Raw genomic sequence first — 21,636 nt, 5'->3', positions numbered from 1 at the left:
TCCTTCTCAAGATTCATGAAAACCATATTCAGCTAATGCACATTTAACTTACATACTGATTAATTGCAGAAACCATGAAAACAGATTACCTGATTGTAGGTAGTGGGTTATCAGCATTAGTTTTTGGATCTTTGATGGCCAAATCTGGTAAAAAAGTGCAAATATTAGAAGCTCATGAGCATCCCGGAGGTTTTGGCCATACTTTTACAATGGCAAAAAAATACAAATTTAATGCCCAACTGCATTATGTGTGGGATTGTGGAGAAGGACAGACTGTCAATCGAGTTCTGAAGAAATTGCAATTAGATCAACAAGTAACCTTTGAACGATATGAACCTGATGGTTTTGATCACATGAGAATGCCAGGTTACTCACTAAATATTCCTTCAGAATCCCCAGAGTTAATCAGGCGGCTATCCCATCTTTTTCCCCAACATTCTCAGCAAATTCGTAAATTTATCCTGGAAGTTAACAAGACTAGTAAAGGATTAAAGATATTATCGCCGCCCATAATTCCTAGTGAATTATTCCAACATATTTCTGAAGTATCATCTGCCGCTATATATTTAAAAAGCACACTTCAAGATGTTTTTAATAAATTCCAATTACCTCAAGCAGCACAAACACTTTTAGCACTGCAATGGCCTGATTTTTTATTACCTCCTGATCAACTTTCTTTTTATGCCTGGGTAATTTTATTTACTAGTTACCAAAAAGGGGCTTTTTACCCTACACAGCATTTTGAAGATGTAATTAATTCTTTAGTTGATGTGATTGAAAGCAATGGCGGCGAAGTTCTCCTAAATTTAGAAATTACTGATTTTATCCTCAATAAAAAAACTATCACTGGAGTTAAAGCAACTAATAAAATTAATCATCAAAAATATCAATTCACTGGTGAAACTATCATCTGCAATATAGATCCTCAAAAAGCTGCACAAATGATAGGACTAGAAAACTTCTCAACTAAGCTCCGTAAAAAGCTCAACTACGAATATTCTCCTTCTAACTATATGGCTTACTGTGTCGTCAAAGATATTGATTTGCGCGATTACGGATTTGGTAAATGGAATACTTTTCATACTGGTCATCAGAATTTAAATGAAGCATTCTATCAAATGTATGAAAGGCATGATTTTTCTAATCCTAGCTTTGCCATTACTACACCTACTTTAATGACAAATCATCAACGTGACTGTCCCGAAGGATGTCAAATTATTGAGTTTTTGACAGTTGCTAATTATGATTATTTTCAAAATTTACAAAAAACTAATAAAAAAGCTTACAGGCAAAAAAAATCAGAGATATTAAATTCAATTCTAGATGTAGTAGAAAAGAATTATATTCCTGACTTCAGAAAATATCTTGTTTTTAAAATAACTGGTAGCCCTACGACTAATGAAAGATTTTGTTGGTGTCCTCAAGGAAATTCTTACGGTTCTAATCTCACACCTCAAAACATGGGTATTGGCAGATTAAATCACGAAACATCTTTAAAAAACTTTTATTTTTGTAATGCTTCCTCTGGATATCCAGGCTTTGCGCCTACATTTTGGACTGGCGCATTACTCTATCAAAGATTATCGGGAGATGTAATTTTATCAAAGCCCTGAAAAATATTTGTGAAACCATTCTATGAGATTGGTAGTGAAATATGAAAATCGCAATTATTGGAGGCGGAGCAAGCGGTATAGTAACGGCATACCTGCTTGATAAAAATGGGCATGATGTGACAATTTTTGAGAAACAACATATTTTAGGTGGACATATTCGCACAGTAAATAAAAATGTTAAACCAAATCATTCGGATTGTGAACATATTTTAGAAAGTGGTGTACTTGAGTTTCCTATTAAGTTTCATAATTTTCTCAAATTAATGCAAGAATTGTCAGTAGAATTAGAACCTGTTGATATTGGTTCAGCATTGTTTTTACCAGATGGGCATCATCTTCTTTCATCGGTGGCAATTCAGCACAATTTTACAGGGATTCGGCGTTTTATTGAATATCTGAAACTTAATACTCTCTATGCAAGTTCTGCTGGACTTTTATTAAAAACATACTTTACTCAAATACAGCAGTTATATAATCAGTCAATGTGTCAATTCTTAAACAGTCAGTGTATCCGTAATGACTGGTTAAAATTATTGACGATGTATAGTTATTCAATGGCATTTGACCTAATTGATAACTTTCCAGGAGAAATGAGTATTCCTGTGTTAAGAGATTATATATTTGTTAATTGGGTAAGAATTAAAGGAGGAGTTTATTCTTATATTGAAAAAATTCTAGAACGCTTCCAAGGTGAAATTTATCTTAACGTAGAGGTTGCAGAAATTTGTAGACAACCTGACTCTGTTACAATTTTACTGTCTGATGGGGTAAGATATCAATTTGATAAAGTGGTTTTTGCAACACCACCAGATCAGGTGATCAAGTTATTATCTACACCAACTAATCAAGAAATTAAACGATTTTCTAGATGGGAGAAAAATCAAGTCAAGACTGTGATACATACAGATATTTCTATGTATAAACAGCAGGGTATTAAACAATCTTCAGAATTTGATTTCTTCCACACAAATAAGGGATGGGGATATAATGCCTATCTAAATCGACTCTGTGGAGTATCATCGTCTGTTCAATATAGTCTGGCTTTTAATTTAGATGATCTGATAGCTCAAGACAAGATCCTTCATATTCAAGAACATCATACTCCTTTATATACTGTCGAATCCTTCAGGTATAGGAATGAAGTTATTAACACCAATGGTGAGAACAATACCTATCATGCAGGAGCTTACCTTGGAGATGGATTGCATGAAGGAGCAATCACCTCTGCCATCAGGGTGGCTGAGTTAATTGGATAATATTATTAATTCAAGATGTTATTACCTGGCAGACTGTTAAATCATGTCTGCTAAATTAGTTATGGTATGTCATTGCGAACTGAACCGCTTTCCCTGGGTGAACCTGCGCCTAAAAATATCTAAAGATTCACTAGATTCTAATTCACATCAGACGTAAATACACTTAAATCGAAATTTCAGTAATGAGGAGTATGTCTTATGGTTGGGCTGATAATTACTTGGTTGGTAACGGCCATCAGCTTTTTGATTATTTCTAAGCTACCGATAGGAGTAGAAATAGACAGTTTTGGTAAAGCATTAATTACTGCCGCAGTTTTTGGGATTTTGAATGCTCTTTTACTCCCGGTTTTAACATTATTCACTTTACCATTGATTATTCTGACTTTAGGCTTATTTTTCTTAATTCTCAATTCAATTATCTTCGGTTTATCAGCCGCTCTAGTTCCTGGATTTAGATTAAGGTACGGCTTTTGGAGTGCTTTAATTGGCTCATTTGCCTTGGCAATCATTAATTCTATTCTGTTGGGACTCATTGCACCACTTACCTAATAAATAAATTCAACTTGGGTACTGTTGACCAAAGAAAACAGTATACAAGCTCCTAAATTTATTTATGGAGAAGAAAAAAAGTGAAACAGCATTACTTCAAGCCCCTTGATTTATCCGTGGGGTATTTAATTTTGAATTTTGAATTTTGAATTTTGAATTGGAGCGTAGCGACTTGACATCTGTCATATGTGTTTAACTTCATTTCCACAAACTCCACCCACAAGGGGATGGAGTTTTTTGTCAGATGCAAGATGTTATTTATTAGTGTGCTAACTCAATTTGTTGAGTTTAAAACAATTTTGAACTTTAACAAAGCCACTGTCATATTCTGTTCACATTTGCTTTAAACCAACATTTGGCTTTCTTAATAATCATGGTCAAGAATATCAAGCCTCAAACTTGTACTACAACTATGAAAAAGTTGGCTACCTTTACCGCAAGTCTTCTGTTACTACCAGCTTTTGCAGCTTGCGCGCCCAATGATACGGCTCAAGTAGACTCCACTCCTGTTGTGACTGCACCCCCAGTTGCTGATGTCACCCCTGATGCCACAGCGAATGAGAATATTCCAGAGGTTGTACAGGCTAATCCCTCATTAAAAACGTTGGCTAGTCTAATTGACCAAGCAGGTTTAAGAGATCAATTAGCTGGTGCAGGGCCTTATACCTTATTTGCCCCTTCAGACGAGGCTTTTGCCGCAGTTCCAGAAGAGACGAGACAGCGACTATTAAAGCCAGAAAACCGTGAACTTCTCAGACAAGTTTTAACTTATCACGTTGTTCCAGGGAATCTGACTGCTGATCAACTTCGGTCACAAGAGCTAACAACTCTTGATAATAAACCGCTAAAGATTCAAGTTGAGCAAGGTCAAGTGAGAGTTAATGATGCTCGTGTAACACAGCCTGATATTAAAGCTAAAAATGGTGTTATTCATATCATTGACAAAGTGCTGCTACCGCCAACGGCTCAATAGGAAACCGACACATACAGGAAATGCTATGAAAGGATTAAAAGGTAAAAATGCTCTGATTACAGGTGCAAGTTCGGGTATCGGACAGGCGATCGCTATTCGTCTTGCTCAAGAAGGTTGTAATATTGCTATTAATTACCACAAAAGTCCTGAAGCTGCGGAAAACACTGAAGAAATGGCAATGCAGAAAGCCTGTACAGAAGTCGAAAATTGTGGTGTTCAGTCTGTACTGATACAGGGTGATGTTTCTCAAGAATCAGACATTGTCAACATGATTAAGACTGTAGTTGATAAGTTGGGCAGTCTTGATATTCTAGTCAACAATGCCGGGATTCAAATTGAATGCCCATCCCACGAAGTCAAGACCGCAGACTTTGACCGGGTGATAGGGATAAATTTACGAGGTGCTTATCTGTGCGCCCGTGAAACTATTAAACACTACCTCGGAGAAAATCAACCGGGAAACATCATTAATATTTCCAGTGTGCATGAAATTATTCCCCGGCCGATGTATGTCAGCTACTCTATTAGCAAAGGGGGCATGGAAAACATGACCAAAACCCTAGCGTTGGAGTATGCAAACCGAGATATTCGTGTAAATGCGATCGCGCCTGGTGCAACTATCACCCCTATGAATGAAGATTGGGTTAATGACCCTGAAAAGAAAGCTGTTGTAGAAAGTCACATCCCGATGGGTAGAGCAGGAACTTCCCAAGAAATAGCCGCAGCCGTAGCTTTTTTAGCTTCTGATGAAGCCGCATACATCACCGGACAAACCCTATTTATTGATGGTGGTTTGACACTGTATGCAGACTTCCGAGAACCTTGGTCAGCTTAAATCAGTTATCAGTTATCAGTTACCAGTTATCAGGCGTATCGGCGTAGGTTTAGACCCGCCACCAACGCATTCCACCAATTGGTGTGGTGTTTCGCCAGGGATAAATAGATCACTGATAACTGTTTACCCAACACCCAGCACTGTTAAAACCTCATTATTAAATATTCCCCGTACTTCCTGAGTGCGGGGATTTTAGTGTAATTGATTGATTTAACAAATTACTAGTGGCATTAACTACAATTTGTGCAGAGCCGATAAAAAACGATCGCTCGATATTTTCAGGTGTATCAGTAGGTTGATGATAGTGGGGTGTACGCAGATTTGCTGTATCTGTCACCAAAACTGCACCTATACCTTGATACCAAAATGGGGCGTGATCACTACGCAGAGTATCTGGGGTGAGCAAACCTTTGAGGGGAATTGGTAACTTGAGAACATCTGGTAAAGTCTTGCTCCCAGAATCGTGAAAAGCTTTCAGTAATGGTAAATTTTCCGTATCACCTATAGCTACTAAAAAATCACCTTTATCGCTGGGTGGAGTCACAGGTAAACCGGTGAGATATTGCTGACACCCACTTGTGTAGCAAGCATAACCTACCATATCCATAACAATCACACCCTGGAGGTTTTTTAAACGGTTTTCTTGAGCCACAAAGGCTTTACTTCCCAATAGTCCCGCTTCCTCTAAGTCAAAAAACGCTAACTGTAAATTCCGGGGTGTAGGTAGTGAATGAAACACTCTAGCTAATTCCAGTAATACCGCCACACCGCTAGCATTATCATCAGAGCCAGGAGACTCAGCCACTGTATCATAATGGGCAGCCACTAAAATTGCTCCGGTTGTGGTGTCAGTTCCCTCACGTTCAGCAAACACATTCACACCCCCAGGAAACTTTTGTAATTGCGGTTTCCAGCCTAATTTCTGTAATTCATTGATAATATAACTACGAGTTAGCGATCGCTCTTTTGCTGTATAACGTTGAAAATTTAATTTTTGAATATGCCCTAATAATGTATCAGCAGATACTTGAGGAGCTTGATTAACTTTCTCAGAGGTTGGTTGTGGTTGAGGTGTAATTAATGGCCTAGTTTCCACAATATCTACAGAGGAATTTTCTAGCCAAAATGTACTTTCTCTACCACCGATAATTACAATTGCTACCAATACCAACACAGCAAGCCAAATTCTTTTTTTCATTCTAACGTAGTTCAGTTAAGAACTTAGTCTGGTCAGATTAGGGCTTTTTCAAGCCCCCGGCTTTAGCCGTGGGGTTTCTGACGAGAATTTATTCTGATTGTCTCCACTATATCAATTCAAAATTCAAAATACCCTGCGGGAAGGCTTGCGCCTACAAAATTCAAAATTAAGAAAGTGAGACTTATTACAAATTAAGAATTACTATGAAAAAATTATCCCAACCAGCCTGGAAGACTCATGATCGGTTTTTAGAACTGCGTTCAAATTGGCTGACTTTGATTGGTGAACACTTACAAGACCATCAAGGTCAAATGTTAGAATACTGGCGCATTGAAAAAGCCGACTCTGTGGTAATTATACCAATTCAGTCTAATTACCTGATTTTACCACCTCCCAGCTATCGACCAGGGGTAGGAGAACTGACTTTAGACTTTCCCGGTGGTCGTGCCATCCCAGGACAAAACCCTGATGCAGCAGTACCAGGAATTTTACAAAGAGAATTAGGGGTAGAATTGCCAACAATTGCCCAAATTATACCCCTGAATACCCAAGGTTGGGCTGTGAACAGTTCTTTTTCTAATCAGAGACTTTACGGCTTTGTGGCTCATCTCCAACCTACTCCCATAGTTGCGCCGGAGTTTGTTGGCGCAAGTTACCCGGCCACCTCTAGCGGTGTGCATAATTTACTGGAGAATCTGATTTGTCTCCAATGTCGTGCGATGCTGATGGAATGGTGGATGAGTTAAAAAAGGGGTGTAGGGTAGGGTGTAGGGAAAACTGCATTGTTAGTAGGGGCAAGTTTATTAGGATTATCATCTAAAAGCAAGGATATAGGTGAACCCGCCCCTACTGTTTGTGAGAAATGCGGATTTAATCCTGATAAGCATTTTATACTAAGTTGCTTTCAGAAATAGTATTTTTACACCCCACGGACTTATACCAATTCTCCAAAATAAAGCTACACATAGACAGCAGGGGGCAGGGGAAGAATTATCTGAGTTTTCACGTTATTTGGAAAAGTTAACGTGAAACCTAACCCCCAACCCCTTCCCTACAAGGGAAGGGGAGCAAGAATCAAAGCCTCTCTCCTTGCAGGGAGAGGTTTGGAGAGGGGTTTTCCAGATCCCGTGAAAAGTTAGGAAGAATTATCTGTAGCCGGGATTTAGAGAAATGGTATTACGGCGATGCGGTTAAATTTCTGCGACAGCGCGCTCAATTAAACGACGTGCCAGAGTTTGAGTACCTGTGTGTTCGTAATAATTGGTAGCTACATCGAGAAATGCGGCAAGGTAATCTAACTTATCATCACTGAATTGAATGAAACTTTGTAAGTTGCCAACAACTTTTTGAGGAGTTAAATTATTAGCATTTACAATCCCATTCATCCAGCCTTTAACTGAATCAAAACTTTCGCCAATAAAATTGAGTTTACTAGCAGCATTATTACCAGGAATTACATCTTTAATACTTTGGAAAGTAGAGTTTTGATCCAATTCCTGGGGATTGGTTTGGTTCAATCCAGATAAGGCTTTACTAATGAAATCTGGCCCCAAGGGGATCAAACCATCAACGCAAACTAATGCAACCATGCGAATTAAAGACTCTCCACTGTATTCGCCTAAAGATGCGACAAAATCCCCAATACTATCCCCAGGTATGCCATTAATTTGGCAAAAAGCGACTAATTCAGCCACTAATTTGAGGGATAAATCAATAGTTTGGGCTTTGTCAGGTTTGGGAGTAACTGAGTTCAAAAAACCCAAAAGGGGAATTTTCTCACTAACTTTATTGGCTAAAGCTGCTGCACCGAGAGCTTTATCTGTACCATCCACAGTTTGATAGAGCCACAAAGCTGTTTGATATCCTTGAGAGCGATCATTATAAAGATAAATCGCCCGTTCACCAATTTGTTGAATTAAATCTTCGTCGGTTTCACCGGTGACAGTCTTAATAGTATTCACAAAACCAACTGTGTTTTGCCACTCACCAGGAGCAACAAAATCCAAAGCATTTAACATCGAAATAGTCAAGCCACCAGTTGGTAATTCATCAACTAACTCAAAAATGGGTTTGCTCACAAAAATCTCCTGATTTAGTGTTTGTTATGCTTAATTTCACGGCTGCAAACTATTTGAGTTTTGCTAGTCCATCCAAATTAAATTTTTCTAGCCAATCGGCGCGATCGCTAGCTTTAAATGACGGTGAACGAGATAATACTTTTACCTGGTATTTACCCACCAGAACCGCAGTTTGGGTATTACCCACCAATACCGCCGGATAACCACCAATTTCCTGCGTACTATTCGAGAACTTCGTGGCTGCGCCCGGCGTGCTGGTAGTATCAGAAATAGACAGCATTGCTACGTCTTTACCGTCTTTTTTCAATTTCGCCTCAGCAAAGCCTTTTTTCTCTTGGGTAAATACACGCTGATAACCATCTGTCTCAGTGGGGAAAAATTTGTTTAATTTACTGCCCTGAGTTGCATTTTTAGCAACCGCTTGGCCACTTTTTTGACGGCTACTGTCTTGTTGCACCTGATCAAAACGGCTGGGTGCTTTAGCAGTACAAGCTGTAGTCAGTAAGAGAACTGACAGCAACACAGCAGCTAAAACCCTACGTGAACGGGAAAAAATCATCTCTAGGTTCTCCTGATGCTTGAGCTTTGAGGCAATTATCTGCGCTGCCGTCAGTTTCCACTCAGAAACTTTACTTTTTGATAAGTATTGAATTGAGGGAATGGGGCATTGGGCATTGGGCATTGGGCATTGGGCATTGGGCATTGGGGTAAATATTTCTACCTTGTCTACCTTGTCTACCTTGTCTCCCCCTGCCCCTACACCCCCTGCCCCTACACCCCTACACCCCTACACCCCTATAATCACTTGTGCCGATACGCGATCGCAGCATAAAATGGATCTCCACCAGGTACGCCCAACCACTGTAAGAAATTGGGTAGTGTAGATTGACGAGCAATGATTTCTGGGGTGGTAAATCCTGGTACGGAAGCGAAATAGCGTTTGACTAATTCCACTCGCCCTATTTCCGAAGCATCCCGCCAAGCTTGAATCGCTTTTTGGAAGAACATCCGATTAGAAAAGCTGAAAATTGCCACACCACCGGGTTTCAGGATACGGTGAACTTCACTAAAGATAGCTTCTGGATATTGTAGGTATTGTACGGAAACACAATTAATTACAGCGTCAAAATCTTGATCTGGTAGTGGTATAGCCGGATTTTCGTTGAGATTTTGGACAAAATAGTGATTTAAGCGGGGATTTTTGGCTAATTCTTCCGCGTTCAGTCCGTGTCCTTCAACATGGGCAAATTGCATTTCATCTGGTAAATGAGATACCCAACTGCTCATCATATCTAAAATGCGAGTGTTGGGTTGCAATTTTTCTCGATATAAATCTGTTAACTGCTGGATAAAACCTTCATCAACATGGGTGACAAAGCGGGGATAAGCATAAAATAGCTGATCATCGGTGTCATCTAATTTCAATCTTTGATCTGGTTTAAGCAACATAATCTCTGTTTAGAAAAATTTTTGACTAAAGTTGTGCAAATTCAGGTATTCTTTTAGACAAGCTTTCTTTAACATATTTTAATAATAGTTAAATCTGTAAAACAAATTTACACAGCATTCAATGTTGTATAAACTACCTTGGTTACAACCAATTTGGCGGCAAATCAGCCTATCAGCAACACTCCCTTATGTGAGTTTACTAGTTTGGACAATCCCCTTATTACTATTCAGTTCTGGGGAGAATAGCGTCATGGCGCATGATGAAGGGCTGTATGCCTGGAGAGCGCGTCAGATGTTTGATGCTGATGACTGGATTGCACCTTGGGGTAATGCTCATCATAAAACACCTGGGGCATATTGGTTAATTGGCACATTCTATAAGCTATTGGGAATCAGTGAATTTAGCACCAGACTACCTAACATGATATTTGGGGTTTTTTGCCTGTTCTTAACATACGAACTTGGCAAAATTATGCTATCCAAAAAGTTAGGCTGGCTAGCTGCGACTATTTTAAGTGTGACCTTTTTATGGTTACAATACTGCCGCTTAGGTACTCCTGATATCCCAACAGTTTTTTTAATACTTTCAGCTATTTATGCTTTTCTCCAAGCAGAATTATCGCCTAAATATAAATATATTTGGAGCTTTATTGCTGGGTTAAGTTTAAGCTTAGGCTTCTTAATGAGAAGCTTCATGATTTTTTTGCCAACTGTAGCTTTATTACCCTATTTAATTGTTCACCATCGCCGTCATCGTCATTTACTAAACCCATTACTATACATTGGTTTAGTTGTAGGTTTTATTCCGACATTAGTTTGGTTATGGTTTAATTGGCAACGCTACGGGAATGATAGTTTTGCAGCTTTATTTGGGTTTGTTGTCCAGTTAGGTTCTGAGGAGCGTCCTGGAAATGGCATAATATTTTATTTATGGAATATTCCCATAAATGCTTTTCCTTGGTCATTTTTTAGCATCTTGGGATTAATTTTAATTATCCGTCGTCCTATACCTCGCTATCAACTGCTCCTCATTGGTTTTCCGGTTGTTTTATTTACAGAATTGAGTATTTTCTCTACCCGTTTATCTCACTACAGCCTCAGCCTTTATCCCTTTATCGCCTTATTAGCAGCAGTAGGTTTAGATTGGTTGGGGAGAATTTACCAGTTGGGATATGTCAAGAGAAAACCTCTATTACAAAAAGGCAATATTCCCCGGACTCTGAGTTATGGTTGTGGGTTATTAGGTATTTTATTAATACTCGCCTCGATCGTTGCCTTTGCTTGGGAAGAACGCACATATGCAACTATTGGTTTAATTTTGGGTTTGGCTTGGTTAATTTTGCCTGTAGTCTGGATAAGTCGTTACCAGTTCGGTTGGAAGTTCGTCACCGCGCGTTATTGGATAGCTGGTTGGTTAATACCCTGTTGGTTAGCTTTAGCCGTTGCAGGTGGCTTTGGTTTATTGAGTGATTATAACCCTGCTTACAGAACCTTTTTACAAAAACCCGCGATCGCCTCTATTTTACAAACCCACCCGATATATTTTGTAGAATTAGGTGGTAAAAATGCCGTACTACTGAGGTTTTATACCCCCATTCACGGCAAAAAAGTAGAAACTATCACCCAAGTACCCCCCTATAGCTACGCTTGGGTTTACAAACAACCAACTTCTCGCATATCCAAACAACACCGCATCATCGGCTCGATACAAAACTACAAATTAATCCAAGTTTTGCCGCAGTGAGTGGGGACTGGGGACAGGGGGCAGGGGGCAGGGGAGCAGGGGGCAGGGGGAGACAAGGTAGACAAGGTAGACTTTACGAATTACGTAGCTTGCTTCCGCGTAGCGGAATTACGTAGCTTGCTACTCTCCGAGAACGCTACGCGAACCCGTAGGGTATTACGAATTACGAATTACGAATTACGAATTACCTTCGCTTCCTACGGCAACACAGTACAGTGCTGCATGACGTTGACCGTCAATGCCTAAAATATTATTGACAGTTGCATCGTGAAATCCGCCTAGACAAAGACTACCAAGCCCTAATTCTACAGCCATCAGGCAGAGATTTTGAGCTTGATGACCAGCTTCTAAGAGGATAAAACGGTAGCCCCGTGTACTATATTTATGGAGCGATCGCATAAAAACCCCAGTCATAATAAATAAGGCATTGGCATTGGCAACATAATCCTGCTGCAATAGAGGTTCTACAAAGTCACTCGGTACTGACTCATTCACCCAATGCAATCCGTGTCCACGGGGTTCGTAATGATATAATCCCGGAGATAATCCTGTGACTCTCTGTATAGATACAAACATTTCAATCGGATACAATCCACCAGCAGAAGGAGAGTTCCGCCCTTCAAAGATGTGGCCTTCTATATTACGTAACCCATTGATACCACAAGCAGCATCGAGTAACTGCCCCAGGGAAATCAAGGGCATCTCGGTATCTTTAAAATCCCGCACAGAATGGCGTTGTCTCAATAAATCGGTGAGGTAGTTATCCTGTGGTACTGCCGGTAATTCAATCACCCCAGCCTCCGGCATATACCGTATTTCAGTAGCCGGAACTTGCTTAACATAACCTGTTGGCGGCGGTGAGTTCCAGTGATAAAGAAGAGTTAATTCCAGAGGTTCATTAACTTTGTACATTGAGCAACTCCGTTATAATTCGTAATTCGTAATTCGTAATTCGTAATTCGTAATACCCTACGGGTTCGCGTAGCGTTCTCGGAGAGTAGGCTAACGCCTACGTAATTCGTAATTAGTCCGTGGGTTAAAAATCTCCCTTGTCCCCCTTGTCTACCTTGTCCCCCTTGTCTACCTTGTCCCCAATCCCCAATCCCCAATTAAGCAATCGGATGAGGGCAAGGATTCAAGTCTGCTTCAGTCCGACGACCGTAACCTAGGCGTTCTGGTACTTCAAATAAACGCTTACTACCTAATGGCTCTTGTCCAACTCCAAAATAAATCGGTACTAATTCAGTGGCTAAAGTCCGTACTACGTGAAAACCTACCGATGCAATGTCAGGGGTGGTAATATCTACTAAGTATGATTCAATTCCTGCTGATTTTAATCTGCTGACAACTGTTTGTAATTTCTCTAGTTCTGAGTCAGATGTGTAGGTGGGTAAGTCTTCAACTTTAAGTGATTGGTCATGTTGAAGTAAAAAGTCCCATTCTCCTAATTGTGCTGAGGAGTAGAAAAAAGCACTGTGATCATCCATATTTTGGATATCTTCATATTTCTGGAGATTAACACCACCCCCATTAGCCATACGTTCGAGATCACCGGGGCGGGCTTGAGAAATTTCAAAAATAGCTTTACGAAGGGCTGTTTGAGCATCTAGATGGCATCCCAGACCAGTGACAACGGCAGGCCCTTGACCGGAATGATCAATAGCGATCGCCACAACTACAGGTACTTTAATATCAGTGGTAAAATCGAAGGCGATTAACTCAATGTCAAATCTGGCATAATTCCGGGCAATTTCCCTTAATATTCCCGGCTGATGTTGAAAATCTATGCGCGGTGCAGGTAAGCGATTTAACCAAGTCACAATTAAAGCATCTCGCTCAATCAACTCACACAAACCACCGTAAGCCGCAAACTCTACAGAAGAGCCGCTAGCCATACCATTAGAACTTGCTGGTACAATATCATCCCCTGGTTGTTCCCCGCACCAATCAAGATAAGTTAAAGACATAGGAACAAACACTTCATCGTTGGTACCAAGTACCTGGGCAGCAATCCAAGAAGTCTGCAATGTAGGATCAAATTTTGGAAAAGGAAAATTGGGGTCAGAGTATTGTTGTTCCGAAAAAGAGTAAAATGTTGGGGGAGGGAGAGAGCGATCGCCTAATTCTGCAAAGCTGCTCACTACTATTCGCCGTCGGTCAACAATTCCCCCACAATAGCGTTCCAAAGCTTCACCAATAGCACCTAACATCGCCTGCTCATCAGTCATACCCTTGCCGACACCAAAGTGTAAATTTTCTATCTGTTTGCGGATTTGGTAGTACCCTAATTCCGCCTGCCAAATAACTGGCAGTTCACACTCTGTATACGGCTTGCTGATTCTCTCCATTGCTCGGATAATGCCAGTATGGGGACTGACTAAATCACGCCACCGAGAACTACTCACTACTGGATTCATAGCGTTCTCTCCTAATGTGCGGAACAATGGGGACAACCAGGTTTTTTCAGTACAACATGATGAGTCAACTGTGTACTAATCAAATCCAGATGCAATAACTTACCATCAGTAGCAATTGGCAAACCTAGCAACATCTTTAATGCGTCCAGGGCTAAATAACTACCAACTAAGGTATAACCCATCGGTAAATTTTCTCTCAGACGGGGTTGAGAACGCCTTTCTCGGTTGAGAAACTGCTCAAGAGCCAATTTTGCCTCTGGCAGCTTCGCACAAGCCATAGAGCGCATCCGATAGCAGAGGTAACAAGGGCCATCCTCCGAAAAGACTAACGGGCCTATAGTCCCCTCTACTCCCGCCGCTCCACCTGGTAAAAATGGGCGTTTCATCTGCAAACATAATCTATTCAGGCGATATGCTAAATTAACTGAGACTGCATCAGTAGCAACAATAACCAAGTCAACATCTTGCAATGATGTACCAACTGTTTCATCATCATATAAAGGATCTGTCACAATCTCCGTTTGGGTAATTCCTCCCATCGCCTCAATTCGTTGCGCCGCTTCCACTGCTCGCCCAGCACCAACTTGACTGAGTTCCCCACCCGACATCATCATGGCATCAGCCGCAACTGTGCAAGCATCATCACACAGACGCAAAAAACCAATACCAGCAGCAGCCAATGACATTGCAGCTACTACTCCTGAGCCTCCCAGCCCAAATATAGCTATTCGCGCATTAGCTAATTGCTTTTGAACATCCTGAGCTTGAAAGCCTAATTCATGGTAAAAACTCAGTTGAGGTAGTAATTGAGTACGAGTATTTAAATCAATTCCATTTTCCTCGAAATCTTCTACTAAACGATTCTCAATCAAGAATTGTAAACATTGATCTAGAGAAGCATTAGTCAACTTTTCTTGGACAGTATGACGTATTTCTGCTATTGTGCGGCTACCATCAAGTAAAGGAAAAACAACTCTATCTACATCTTGTAAAGATTGACCTTTAACTTCTAATGTCCGCCGTGTTGTATTAAATATCATCTTTTCCCCATCATTACCATTTGAAGGTATAACGCGAATGACGAGGTGTTCTAGTAACCGCAGCCGTTTACTATCATTTAATTGCATAGATTTGCTTTTATCGAAGAATTGGGTATGAATCAATTCAAAATTCAAAATTAAATACAGTAGAAGTAGGGTGTGTTAGGCGTAAGCCGTAACGCACCGCAAGTTTTGGGGGAGATGCCGTACTCTCGCTGCTAACACACCGCACTTATCTACGTAATCGATTAGGTTTGTAGTAATAACGTTTCTTAATGAAGATGCACTTTATTCTGTAGAGACGTTGCATGCAACGTCTCTACATCATTTATTTGGCGCAACTTCATAGAGAATTGGTATAAGGACTGAAGTCCTTACTACAAAAAATGTTAGTTGCCAAATTCGATATCGAAATCGTCTTCTATCACATCTGATACTGATCCCACACTACCGAAACCACATCTACCCCCACAGTGACGACATCTATGCCAGCAACGACAGCGACAGTATCCACCGCAACGAGGACGACAGTATCCACCACAGTATCCACCGCATCGACTAACCCATCTTTGGCTAGTTTCAGTGTCTAATGTTCCTGCTAAAACTAATCTTTCTAAAGCTGCTATTTCTTCTTTAGACAGCAAACTTTGTTCTAACTTATCTTCGGTATCTACCAAATACATTTCTAATGTTTGTGTGGTCAAGGTTTCTTGAGTAAGCATTGTTATTTACTCCTTTTAACTACCTGGATTTCAACTTAAATGAGAGTTGTAAAACAGTTATAGTTATGGTGTTTCCGGGTCAAATTTTTTCACAACTAATTAGGCTGTCCACCAGTTATTTCGCAAAATATGACAACAGTGAATTATCTATTTTTATCCCTTAATGGGTTTGCTGAAATCAAACCCAATCAGACGGATAAACAAGTGTAAATATTTGCTGAGAAGTTGACATCACTGTGCCATTAAAACAGTTATCAGTTATCAGACGTATGGTGTGGTGTTTCGCCAGCGTTATTTTACCTAACACCCAACGCTGTTATTAAGGAAATATCCCTAATAAAATTGATTTTTTACGAAATATTGGCTTGCAACAACCTTTAGTTGTTTTTTATGTTAAACAGGCTTTTTGTACGATTAAGTAACTCCTACAACCTATACTTTATCTTCTTATCTTGGTTTTTATTCCTGCTGAAGTAAGATAGTTCTTTATTTTAACAGTAATCTTATTCTATCTTAAGTAGTATAGTTTTTATTTTCAATGATATTAAAGTATCAGATAGCATAATTAAACAATCATATTCCTGAGAAAAATAATTTTAGTATGCGAAAACATGGTGATTAATAGCAAACCATGAATATATCTGGTATCAAAAAAATACTTAATAATAAATCAAATTACAAATATTAGGCTGATATCAATGAGCGATTTAAGAGTTTGGTTTGAGGTATATATTAAAACTTTATTTCGTTCTCTACCCTTAGTATGGACAGCAGCACCAAAAGAGCTTTTTGTATTAATTATCCTAACTTTATTGCAAGGATTTTTACCTGCTGTGAGTGTATGGATTACTAAGGTAGTAGTAGATACAGTAGCAACAGAGTTATCTGCTGGTAGAGTATTAGGCTGGGCAATTTTGTTACCTTTAGTTGGGGGATGGGTAGGTGCTTTATTGTTAGAAACACTACTTGATCCTTGGCGAACAGCACTTCAGGGTAATCTCAATGATAAATTAATGGCTCATATGAGCTTAAAATTAATGCGTAAAGCTGATACTTTACCGGACTTGAGTCGTTTTGAAGATGCTCAATTCTATGATGAATTACAGGTTTTACAAGAACAGATTAACTATCAGCCGTTGAATTTACTAGAGAATTTGGTGGAATTAGGCCGTTCTTTGGTGACTTTGGTGGTGATGGTAGCGTTATTAATTCCCCTGACTTTTTGGATTCCCTTAGTAATTGCGATCGCTACTATACCCCAAGTAGTCGTTTCGGCTCAATATGGTAAAGCTATTTGGCTGACTCTATTTGAAAATAGTCCCCAGGCGCGCAGAATGAAGTATTACACTTCAGTCATGTTAAGCGATAGCTACGCCAAAGAAACTCGATTATTTCAGCTTGGTTCATTCTTTATTGAGCGATATCTGCAAGCATTCCAGTCTCTACATAACTCCATGCGCCATTTACGGGGTAAACAAGCTTTCTGGTCATCTAGTTTAGCTATTCTAAGTACCCTAGGCAATGGTTTTGCTTTCTATTGGGTAGTCCAAAAAGCATTTCAAGGACAATTAAGTGTAGGTAGCGTACTGTTATTTGTCCAGTCCTTAACTTACTTTCAACAAAATTTAGGCGAATTTGTCGGCAATGGGCTAGAACTATTTGAAAATGTGCTGTATATGGAGCAGTTTTTCACTTTTCTCGACAGTACAAGTCCAATGCTCTTAAGTGTACCTGGAGAGAAAATCCCAAATCCCATTCGTCAGGGTATCACCTTTGAAAAAGTTTACTTTCGCTACCCTGATGGTAAGGGATGGGCAGTCAAAAATATTTCTTTTACCCTCCATCCCGGGGAAACTGTCGCCATTGTCGGTGAAAATGGCGCAGGTAAAACAACTCTGGTGAAGTTACTTACTAGATTATACGACCCCAACAAAGGCAGAATCTTAGTTGATGGTGTAGACCTGAAAAATTTAAATTTAGAACAGTGGCGACAACAAATAGCCGGAGTTTTTCAAGATTTTGGTCGCTATTCCCTGACTATAGGAGAAAATATTGCTTTAGGCAACCTCAAAGCTTTAGAGAATCGTGATTTGCTCAGATATGCTCTTTTAAAAGCCGATGTAGCAAAACTAGTAGCACAGTTTCCTACAGGGGAAGACACCCCCCTAGGTAAACAGTTTAGCGGTACAGAACTTTCTGGTGGTCAGTGGCAAAAGTTAGCTTTAGCTCGTGCTTTTGTCCGTCAGCAAGCGCAAATACTACTTCTGGACGAACCCACAGCCGCACTCGACCCCCGCAGCGAGTATGAGTTATATCTGCGCTTTGTGGAATTAGCGGCAGGTAAAACTACTATTTTAATTACCCATAGACTAGCTTCTGTGCGAATGGCTCACCGAATACTAGTCCTCAAAGATGGTCGATTAATTGAAGATGGCACACATCAGGAACTTTTGCAGCACGGCGGTGAATATACCGCACTCTGGAATATGCAGGTTCAACAATATGGTATAGTTGATTAGTAGGGTATTTAACAAAAAGCCCGTGACGAGGATTGAACTCGTGACCTCACCCTTACCAAGGGTGTGCTCTACCACTGAGCCACACGGGCGAACTTTGGGCGAATTTTAGATTTTGACTTTGATACAAACTCAAAATCTAAAATTGAAGGTGGGCCGGGCTGGATTTGAACCAGCGTAGGCGTAAACCAACGGATTTACAGTCCGTCTCCATTAACCACTCGGACACCGACCCGTATGTCCCACGATTTACTATATTAGCAGCAGATTTTGGGAATGGCAAGGGTTGGAGAAAAATTTTTTAGTTCGTAGTAAGGACTTTAGTCCTGATTGACTTTCAGCACTAAAGTGCTTACTACAAACCTGTCTACTCTAGAAGTTCTCCGGTTTCTTGCAGAGAATGCAAGCGGCGATAAATGCCTTCATGACGCAAAAGTTCATCATGGCTACCGACTTCTACAATTTTTCCTTGGTCTAGAACAACAATTTTATCTGCTTCCCGGACTGTACTCAAACGGTGAGCAATGACAATAGTTGTACAAGTTCCCTGAATCGATCGCATTGCTAATTGAATGGAACGCTCAGACTCGTAATCTAGACTAGAGGTGGCTTCGTCAAAAATCAAGATGTCAGGTTGTACCAGCAAAGCTCTAGCAATACCCAAACGCTGTCTTTGTCCCCCAGATAACCTGACACCACGTTCTCCAACGACGGTGTAATAACCTTGGGGTAGTTGCTGGACTACTTCATCAACTCTACCAATTCTACAAGCTGCTTGAACTTCCTCAAAAGTAGCATTTGGTCTACCGTAGGTGAGATTGTCTAAGATAGTCCCGTTAAACACGTCTACTTCTTGGTGAACGATCGCCAATCTGCGTCTATACTGTCCTATATTCAAGGTGCGGATATCTTGACCATCAATGAGAATTTGTCCCTGTTGGGGTTCAAAATAGCGCAATAGTAGTTTTACCAAGGTAGATTTACCAGAACCAGAACGCCCAACTAAGGCAACTGTTTGGTATGGTTCAATGAGTAAGTTGATATCTTGCAACACTTGACGGCTAGCATCATAACCAAAACCGACATGAGCAAATTCAACTTTACCAGTGAATTTATAGGGTGATGTTGTTTCTTTTTCTTCACCTAAAATACCAACGGATTCATTACCAATTGGTTCTTGTAGAAATTCATGAAACCGCAACATCGAAGAATAACGCCGTGCAAAAACTTCTGCTAGGTTGCTAATCGGTTCTAACTCAGCATAAGCCATACTAGAAAGAGTTAAAGTCATGATAAAATGACCGAGAGAAACTCTACCATTAACTGTAGCTGCTAAGGTTAAACCTAAAATGCTAAATACACAAAACTGAATCACAGTCTTTTGCCAAGTTATCAGATTTACATATCCTTTGTGGATACGATAATCGACAACTGTAAATTCTCTGTCTAATCGTTGCTTTTGCCGTTTTAATTCTTTAGCTTCAGTGGCAAAAGCTTTGACAGTTTTGATATTAGTGATTAGCTCAGAAGTTCTACTTTCAGTATCTTCCATGTATTTATCTAATTTGCTCTCATGCCAAATTATCCGTTTTAATTCCTTCAATGTGAACCCAAGGATAACTACAAAAGAAATTAGATATAACAGCGCAATTCGCCATTCAATCAACAAGATAAATACAAAAATTCCAATTACTCGAAACAGTTTAGGAATTAACTGTCCGGCAATTTCTGGATATGTCCAAGTGTGATTACCAAGACCTCTAGCAACTCTACCAGCTATCCGTCCGGCGTTGTTTTCATCATAAAATTCTAGAGGTAGTGTGAGAATTTTCTGAATAGCGATTTCGGTTTTATCTCGACGCGCTCTTAAGGCGATGTCCCAATGAAACCAACTAGTTAACCAAGGTTGTGTCGGTGCTTTGACAACAGTGACAATAAAAATTATCCCTAGCAATACACTTAATGATAAAGTCTTATTGGCTGGATAATTAGTAATGTCAGAAAAAATTGGATTGATGAAACGGCCAGCGTAGCTTATCGCGTTTTGCAATGGTTGATCTAAAGGCTGATTCGACAGAACGTTTAAAATCTGTCCAATGGCGTAAGGAACAACCAAATCAACGATTTCGTAAATACTAGAAGCTATGATACTGAAAATACTCAATTTCCAGTCAGCACGAAAGTAATTGACAATATCTCGAAATTTAGCCATGATGCACACTGCCCAAGAGTGCGAGTGTTCGCTTGGAGTTATAATATTACATACATACTACAATCGTAGTCAAGAGCTAACTTCAAAAATCACCCAAATGGATGAGAGACATGAGGAATGTAGGATCAATAGTCATCAACCAGGAGTGATACAGCACTTTTGAAGTAAGGGAGGTACACTATGAGTAATAAGTAATGAGTAATGAGTAATGAGTAATGAGTAAGAAATTTACTCATTACTCAATTAATTTTTTCAATCATTTGCTGTAGTTCATAAACATCGAATCTGCTGTAACTGTTTACTATTCACTAATTTAATCTTTTGATCTATCTGATAAATTCGCTAGTTTTTGCATAAATTGTTGATGCTGTACTGTAGATAATCCCTGTTGTAAAGTAGTTAAAACTTGAGCTAAATCCCCCGATAATAATGCTGATTTAGCTAACCACAAACCAGGAAATACTTGTGAACAAATTATATTATCTGTATTTGCTTCCAGTTGAATATATTCACCTTCCCTTAATTTAAACCAATCAAACTGACTGTCATAAACTCGCCATACTAAATATTCCTGCACTTGATTACGACGATAAACTTTGAGTTTTTCATGCAAATCATAGGAAGCACTAGAAGCGGCAATTTCTACAATTAATTCTGGTGCGCCTTCTACATAATCATCTGCATTAATGCGCGACTGTCCACCGTTTTCTATTCTGAGAATGGCATCTGGTTGGGGTTCATTATCTGCATCTAGGAGAACAGTAGTATTATCGAGTGTTTCTACACCTGGTGTACTTGCTTCGTATGTACCTAACCAAGTCATAATTTGACTATGGGGTTTACCGTGTTGTTTAGCTCGTACAGGTGATGCCACGTAAACAACTCCTTCAATTAATTCTGCTTTTTTAAGATGCGGCATGGCATGGTAGCGACGCTCAAATTCATAGCGGGTAAGCTTGTCACCACTTTCTAAAGGTGGGATTGTCAAAAGTTGAGAAGTTTTGTCAGCAGATATCATAATTTCTTGGGTTGAT

19 protein-coding genes and 2 tRNA genes are annotated in these 21,636 nt (G+C 39.8%); 8 read left to right on the top strand and 13 right to left on the bottom strand.

Annotation, left to right across the window (positions count from 1 at the left end; genetic code table 11):
- Positions 1-74 precede the first annotated feature (74 nt).
- The 5 genes from ACPZ3T_RS13475 (at position 75) to ACPZ3T_RS13455 (ending at position 5,226) form a co-directional block, all read left to right on the top strand.
- Positions 75-1,613 (top strand): phytoene desaturase family protein, encoded by a 1,539-nt coding sequence (locus ACPZ3T_RS13475; protein WP_490276863.1) that lies wholly within the window; start codon positions 75-77, stop codon positions 1,611-1,613.
- Positions 1,614-1,654: 41 nt separating this feature from the next.
- On the top strand, positions 1,655-2,869 hold the full coding sequence (locus tag ACPZ3T_RS13470; protein ID WP_490276862.1) for an FAD-dependent oxidoreductase: 1,215 nt from the start codon (positions 1,655-1,657) through the stop codon (positions 2,867-2,869).
- 198 nt (positions 2,870-3,067) lie between these two features.
- Complete coding sequence (locus tag ACPZ3T_RS13465; RefSeq protein WP_490276861.1) at positions 3,068-3,418, top strand: phage holin family protein; 351 nt, start codon at positions 3,068-3,070, stop codon at positions 3,416-3,418.
- 373 nt (positions 3,419-3,791) lie between these two features.
- Positions 3,792-4,391, top strand: a complete 600-nt coding sequence (locus ACPZ3T_RS13460; protein WP_490276860.1) for a fasciclin domain-containing protein — start codon at positions 3,792-3,794, stop codon at positions 4,389-4,391.
- 25 nt (positions 4,392-4,416) lie between these two features.
- On the top strand, positions 4,417-5,226 hold the full coding sequence (locus ACPZ3T_RS13455) for a glucose 1-dehydrogenase (RefSeq protein ID WP_490276859.1): 810 nt from the start codon (positions 4,417-4,419) through the stop codon (positions 5,224-5,226).
- A gap of 157 nt (positions 5,227-5,383) precedes the next feature.
- Here ACPZ3T_RS13455 and ACPZ3T_RS13450 read toward each other — a convergent pair whose 3' ends face one another.
- Positions 5,384-6,424 carry a M28 family peptidase gene (locus tag ACPZ3T_RS13450; protein WP_490276858.1) on the bottom strand — a complete coding sequence of 347 codons (1,041 nt, stop codon included), beginning with the start codon at positions 6,422-6,424 and terminating at the stop codon, positions 5,384-5,386.
- 203 nt (positions 6,425-6,627) lie between these two features.
- Between ACPZ3T_RS13450 and ACPZ3T_RS13445 the strand changes: the two genes are divergently transcribed.
- Positions 6,628-7,170: an NUDIX hydrolase gene (locus ACPZ3T_RS13445; RefSeq protein WP_490276857.1), complete on the top strand. Its 543-nt coding sequence runs from the start codon at positions 6,628-6,630 to the stop codon at positions 7,168-7,170.
- A gap of 444 nt (positions 7,171-7,614) precedes the next feature.
- Here ACPZ3T_RS13445 and ACPZ3T_RS13440 read toward each other — a convergent pair whose 3' ends face one another.
- The 3 genes from ACPZ3T_RS13440 to ACPZ3T_RS13430 form a co-directional block, all read right to left on the bottom strand.
- Positions 7,615-8,502 (bottom strand): hypothetical protein, encoded by an 888-nt coding sequence (locus tag ACPZ3T_RS13440; protein WP_490276856.1) that lies wholly within the window; start codon positions 8,500-8,502, stop codon positions 7,615-7,617.
- Between the two features lie 49 nt (positions 8,503-8,551).
- Positions 8,552-9,061 carry a hypothetical protein gene (locus ACPZ3T_RS13435; protein WP_490277213.1) on the bottom strand — a complete coding sequence of 170 codons (510 nt, stop codon included), beginning with the start codon at positions 9,059-9,061 and terminating at the stop codon, positions 8,552-8,554.
- Between the two features lie 242 nt (positions 9,062-9,303).
- Positions 9,304-9,951, bottom strand: coding sequence for a class I SAM-dependent methyltransferase (locus tag ACPZ3T_RS13430; RefSeq protein ID WP_490276855.1), 648 nt, complete (start codon positions 9,949-9,951; stop codon positions 9,304-9,306).
- 121 nt (positions 9,952-10,072) lie between these two features.
- Here ACPZ3T_RS13430 and ACPZ3T_RS13425 point away from each other — a divergent pair, with 121 nt between their 5' ends.
- Complete coding sequence (locus ACPZ3T_RS13425; RefSeq protein ID WP_490276854.1) at positions 10,073-11,695, top strand: ArnT family glycosyltransferase; 1,623 nt, start codon at positions 10,073-10,075, stop codon at positions 11,693-11,695.
- A 177-nt stretch (positions 11,696-11,872) separates the two neighbouring features.
- On the opposite strand, the gene ACPZ3T_RS13420 is transcribed toward ACPZ3T_RS13425, so the two are convergent.
- The 5 genes from ACPZ3T_RS13420 to ACPZ3T_RS13400 all read right to left on the bottom strand — a co-directional run bounded on the left by ACPZ3T_RS13420 (position 11,873) and on the right by ACPZ3T_RS13400 (position 15,874).
- A complete protein-coding gene (locus ACPZ3T_RS13420) occupies positions 11,873-12,607 on the bottom strand; it encodes a SagB/ThcOx family dehydrogenase (protein WP_490276853.1) in 735 nt (244 codons plus the stop codon).
- Positions 12,577-12,804 carry a hypothetical protein gene (locus ACPZ3T_RS13415; RefSeq protein WP_490276852.1) on the bottom strand — a complete coding sequence of 76 codons (228 nt, stop codon included), beginning with the start codon at positions 12,802-12,804 and terminating at the stop codon, positions 12,577-12,579. The genes ACPZ3T_RS13420 and ACPZ3T_RS13415 overlap by 31 nt, the downstream gene beginning before the upstream one ends.
- Positions 12,805-14,112: a YcaO-like family protein gene (locus ACPZ3T_RS13410; protein WP_490276851.1), complete on the bottom strand. Its 1,308-nt coding sequence runs from the start codon at positions 14,110-14,112 to the stop codon at positions 12,805-12,807.
- 11 nt (positions 14,113-14,123) lie between these two features.
- Positions 14,124-15,239 carry a TOMM precursor leader peptide-binding protein gene (locus tag ACPZ3T_RS13405; RefSeq protein WP_490276850.1) on the bottom strand — a complete coding sequence of 372 codons (1,116 nt, stop codon included), beginning with the start codon at positions 15,237-15,239 and terminating at the stop codon, positions 14,124-14,126.
- Between the two features lie 302 nt (positions 15,240-15,541).
- On the bottom strand, positions 15,542-15,874 hold the full coding sequence (locus ACPZ3T_RS13400) for a hypothetical protein (RefSeq protein WP_490276849.1): 333 nt from the start codon (positions 15,872-15,874) through the stop codon (positions 15,542-15,544).
- A gap of 698 nt (positions 15,875-16,572) precedes the next feature.
- Between ACPZ3T_RS13400 and ACPZ3T_RS13395 the strand changes: the two genes are divergently transcribed.
- Complete coding sequence (locus ACPZ3T_RS13395; RefSeq protein ID WP_490276848.1) at positions 16,573-18,393, top strand: ABC transporter ATP-binding protein; 1,821 nt, start codon at positions 16,573-16,575, stop codon at positions 18,391-18,393.
- A gap of 17 nt (positions 18,394-18,410) precedes the next feature.
- Here ACPZ3T_RS13395 and ACPZ3T_RS13390 read toward each other — a convergent pair.
- From ACPZ3T_RS13390 to ACPZ3T_RS13375, 4 genes are all read right to left on the bottom strand, one after another.
- Positions 18,411-18,482 (bottom strand) — tRNA-Thr (locus ACPZ3T_RS13390).
- Positions 18,483-18,542: 60 nt separating this feature from the next.
- A tRNA-Tyr gene (locus ACPZ3T_RS13385) sits at positions 18,543-18,625 on the bottom strand.
- Positions 18,626-18,757: 132 nt separating this feature from the next.
- A complete protein-coding gene (locus ACPZ3T_RS13380; protein WP_490276847.1) occupies positions 18,758-20,602 on the bottom strand; it encodes an ABC transporter ATP-binding protein in 1,845 nt (614 codons plus the stop codon).
- 313 nt (positions 20,603-20,915) lie between these two features.
- The gene (locus ACPZ3T_RS13375) at positions 20,916-21,620 is read right to left on the bottom strand and encodes a Uma2 family endonuclease (RefSeq protein WP_490276846.1); all 705 of its coding nucleotides are present in this window, start codon (positions 21,618-21,620) and stop codon (positions 20,916-20,918) included.
- Between the last annotated feature and the right edge of the window lie 16 nt (positions 21,621-21,636).

The organism is Aliinostoc maniaoense, from assembly GCF_058172895.1.
This window is presented reverse-complemented; position numbering and strand designations above follow the sequence as displayed.

Excerpts from the sequence above, each read along its gene's own strand:
- ACPZ3T_RS13475 (WP_490276863.1), top strand. The coding sequence starts at position 75 with ATGAAAACAGATTACCTGATTGTAGGTAGTGGGTTATCAGCATTAGTT.
- ACPZ3T_RS13470 (WP_490276862.1), top strand. The coding sequence starts at position 1,655 with ATGAAAATCGCAATTATTGGAGGCGGAGCAAGCGGTATAGTAACGGCA.
- ACPZ3T_RS13465 (WP_490276861.1), top strand. The coding sequence starts at position 3,068 with ATGGTTGGGCTGATAATTACTTGGTTGGTAACGGCCATCAGCTTTTTG.
- ACPZ3T_RS13460 (WP_490276860.1), top strand. The coding sequence starts at position 3,792 with ATGGTCAAGAATATCAAGCCTCAAACTTGTACTACAACTATGAAAAAG.
- ACPZ3T_RS13455 (WP_490276859.1), top strand. The coding sequence starts at position 4,417 with ATGAAAGGATTAAAAGGTAAAAATGCTCTGATTACAGGTGCAAGTTCG.
- ACPZ3T_RS13450 (WP_490276858.1), bottom strand. The coding sequence starts at position 6,424 with ATGAAAAAAAGAATTTGGCTTGCTGTGTTGGTATTGGTAGCAATTGTA.
- ACPZ3T_RS13445 (WP_490276857.1), top strand. The coding sequence starts at position 6,628 with ATGAAAAAATTATCCCAACCAGCCTGGAAGACTCATGATCGGTTTTTA.
- ACPZ3T_RS13435 (WP_490277213.1), bottom strand. The coding sequence starts at position 9,061 with ATGATTTTTTCCCGTTCACGTAGGGTTTTAGCTGCTGTGTTGCTGTCA.
- ACPZ3T_RS13430 (WP_490276855.1), bottom strand. The coding sequence starts at position 9,951 with ATGTTGCTTAAACCAGATCAAAGATTGAAATTAGATGACACCGATGAT.
- ACPZ3T_RS13425 (WP_490276854.1), top strand. The coding sequence starts at position 10,073 with ATGTTGTATAAACTACCTTGGTTACAACCAATTTGGCGGCAAATCAGC.
- ACPZ3T_RS13420 (WP_490276853.1), bottom strand. The coding sequence starts at position 12,607 with ATGTACAAAGTTAATGAACCTCTGGAATTAACTCTTCTTTATCACTGG.
- ACPZ3T_RS13410 (WP_490276851.1), bottom strand. The coding sequence starts at position 14,112 with ATGAATCCAGTAGTGAGTAGTTCTCGGTGGCGTGATTTAGTCAGTCCC.
- ACPZ3T_RS13405 (WP_490276850.1), bottom strand. The coding sequence starts at position 15,239 with ATGCAATTAAATGATAGTAAACGGCTGCGGTTACTAGAACACCTCGTC.
- ACPZ3T_RS13400 (WP_490276849.1), bottom strand. The coding sequence starts at position 15,874 with ATGCTTACTCAAGAAACCTTGACCACACAAACATTAGAAATGTATTTG.
- ACPZ3T_RS13395 (WP_490276848.1), top strand. The coding sequence starts at position 16,573 with ATGAGCGATTTAAGAGTTTGGTTTGAGGTATATATTAAAACTTTATTT.
- ACPZ3T_RS13380 (WP_490276847.1), bottom strand. The coding sequence starts at position 20,602 with ATGGCTAAATTTCGAGATATTGTCAATTACTTTCGTGCTGACTGGAAA.
- ACPZ3T_RS13375 (WP_490276846.1), bottom strand. The coding sequence starts at position 21,620 with ATGATATCTGCTGACAAAACTTCTCAACTTTTGACAATCCCACCTTTA.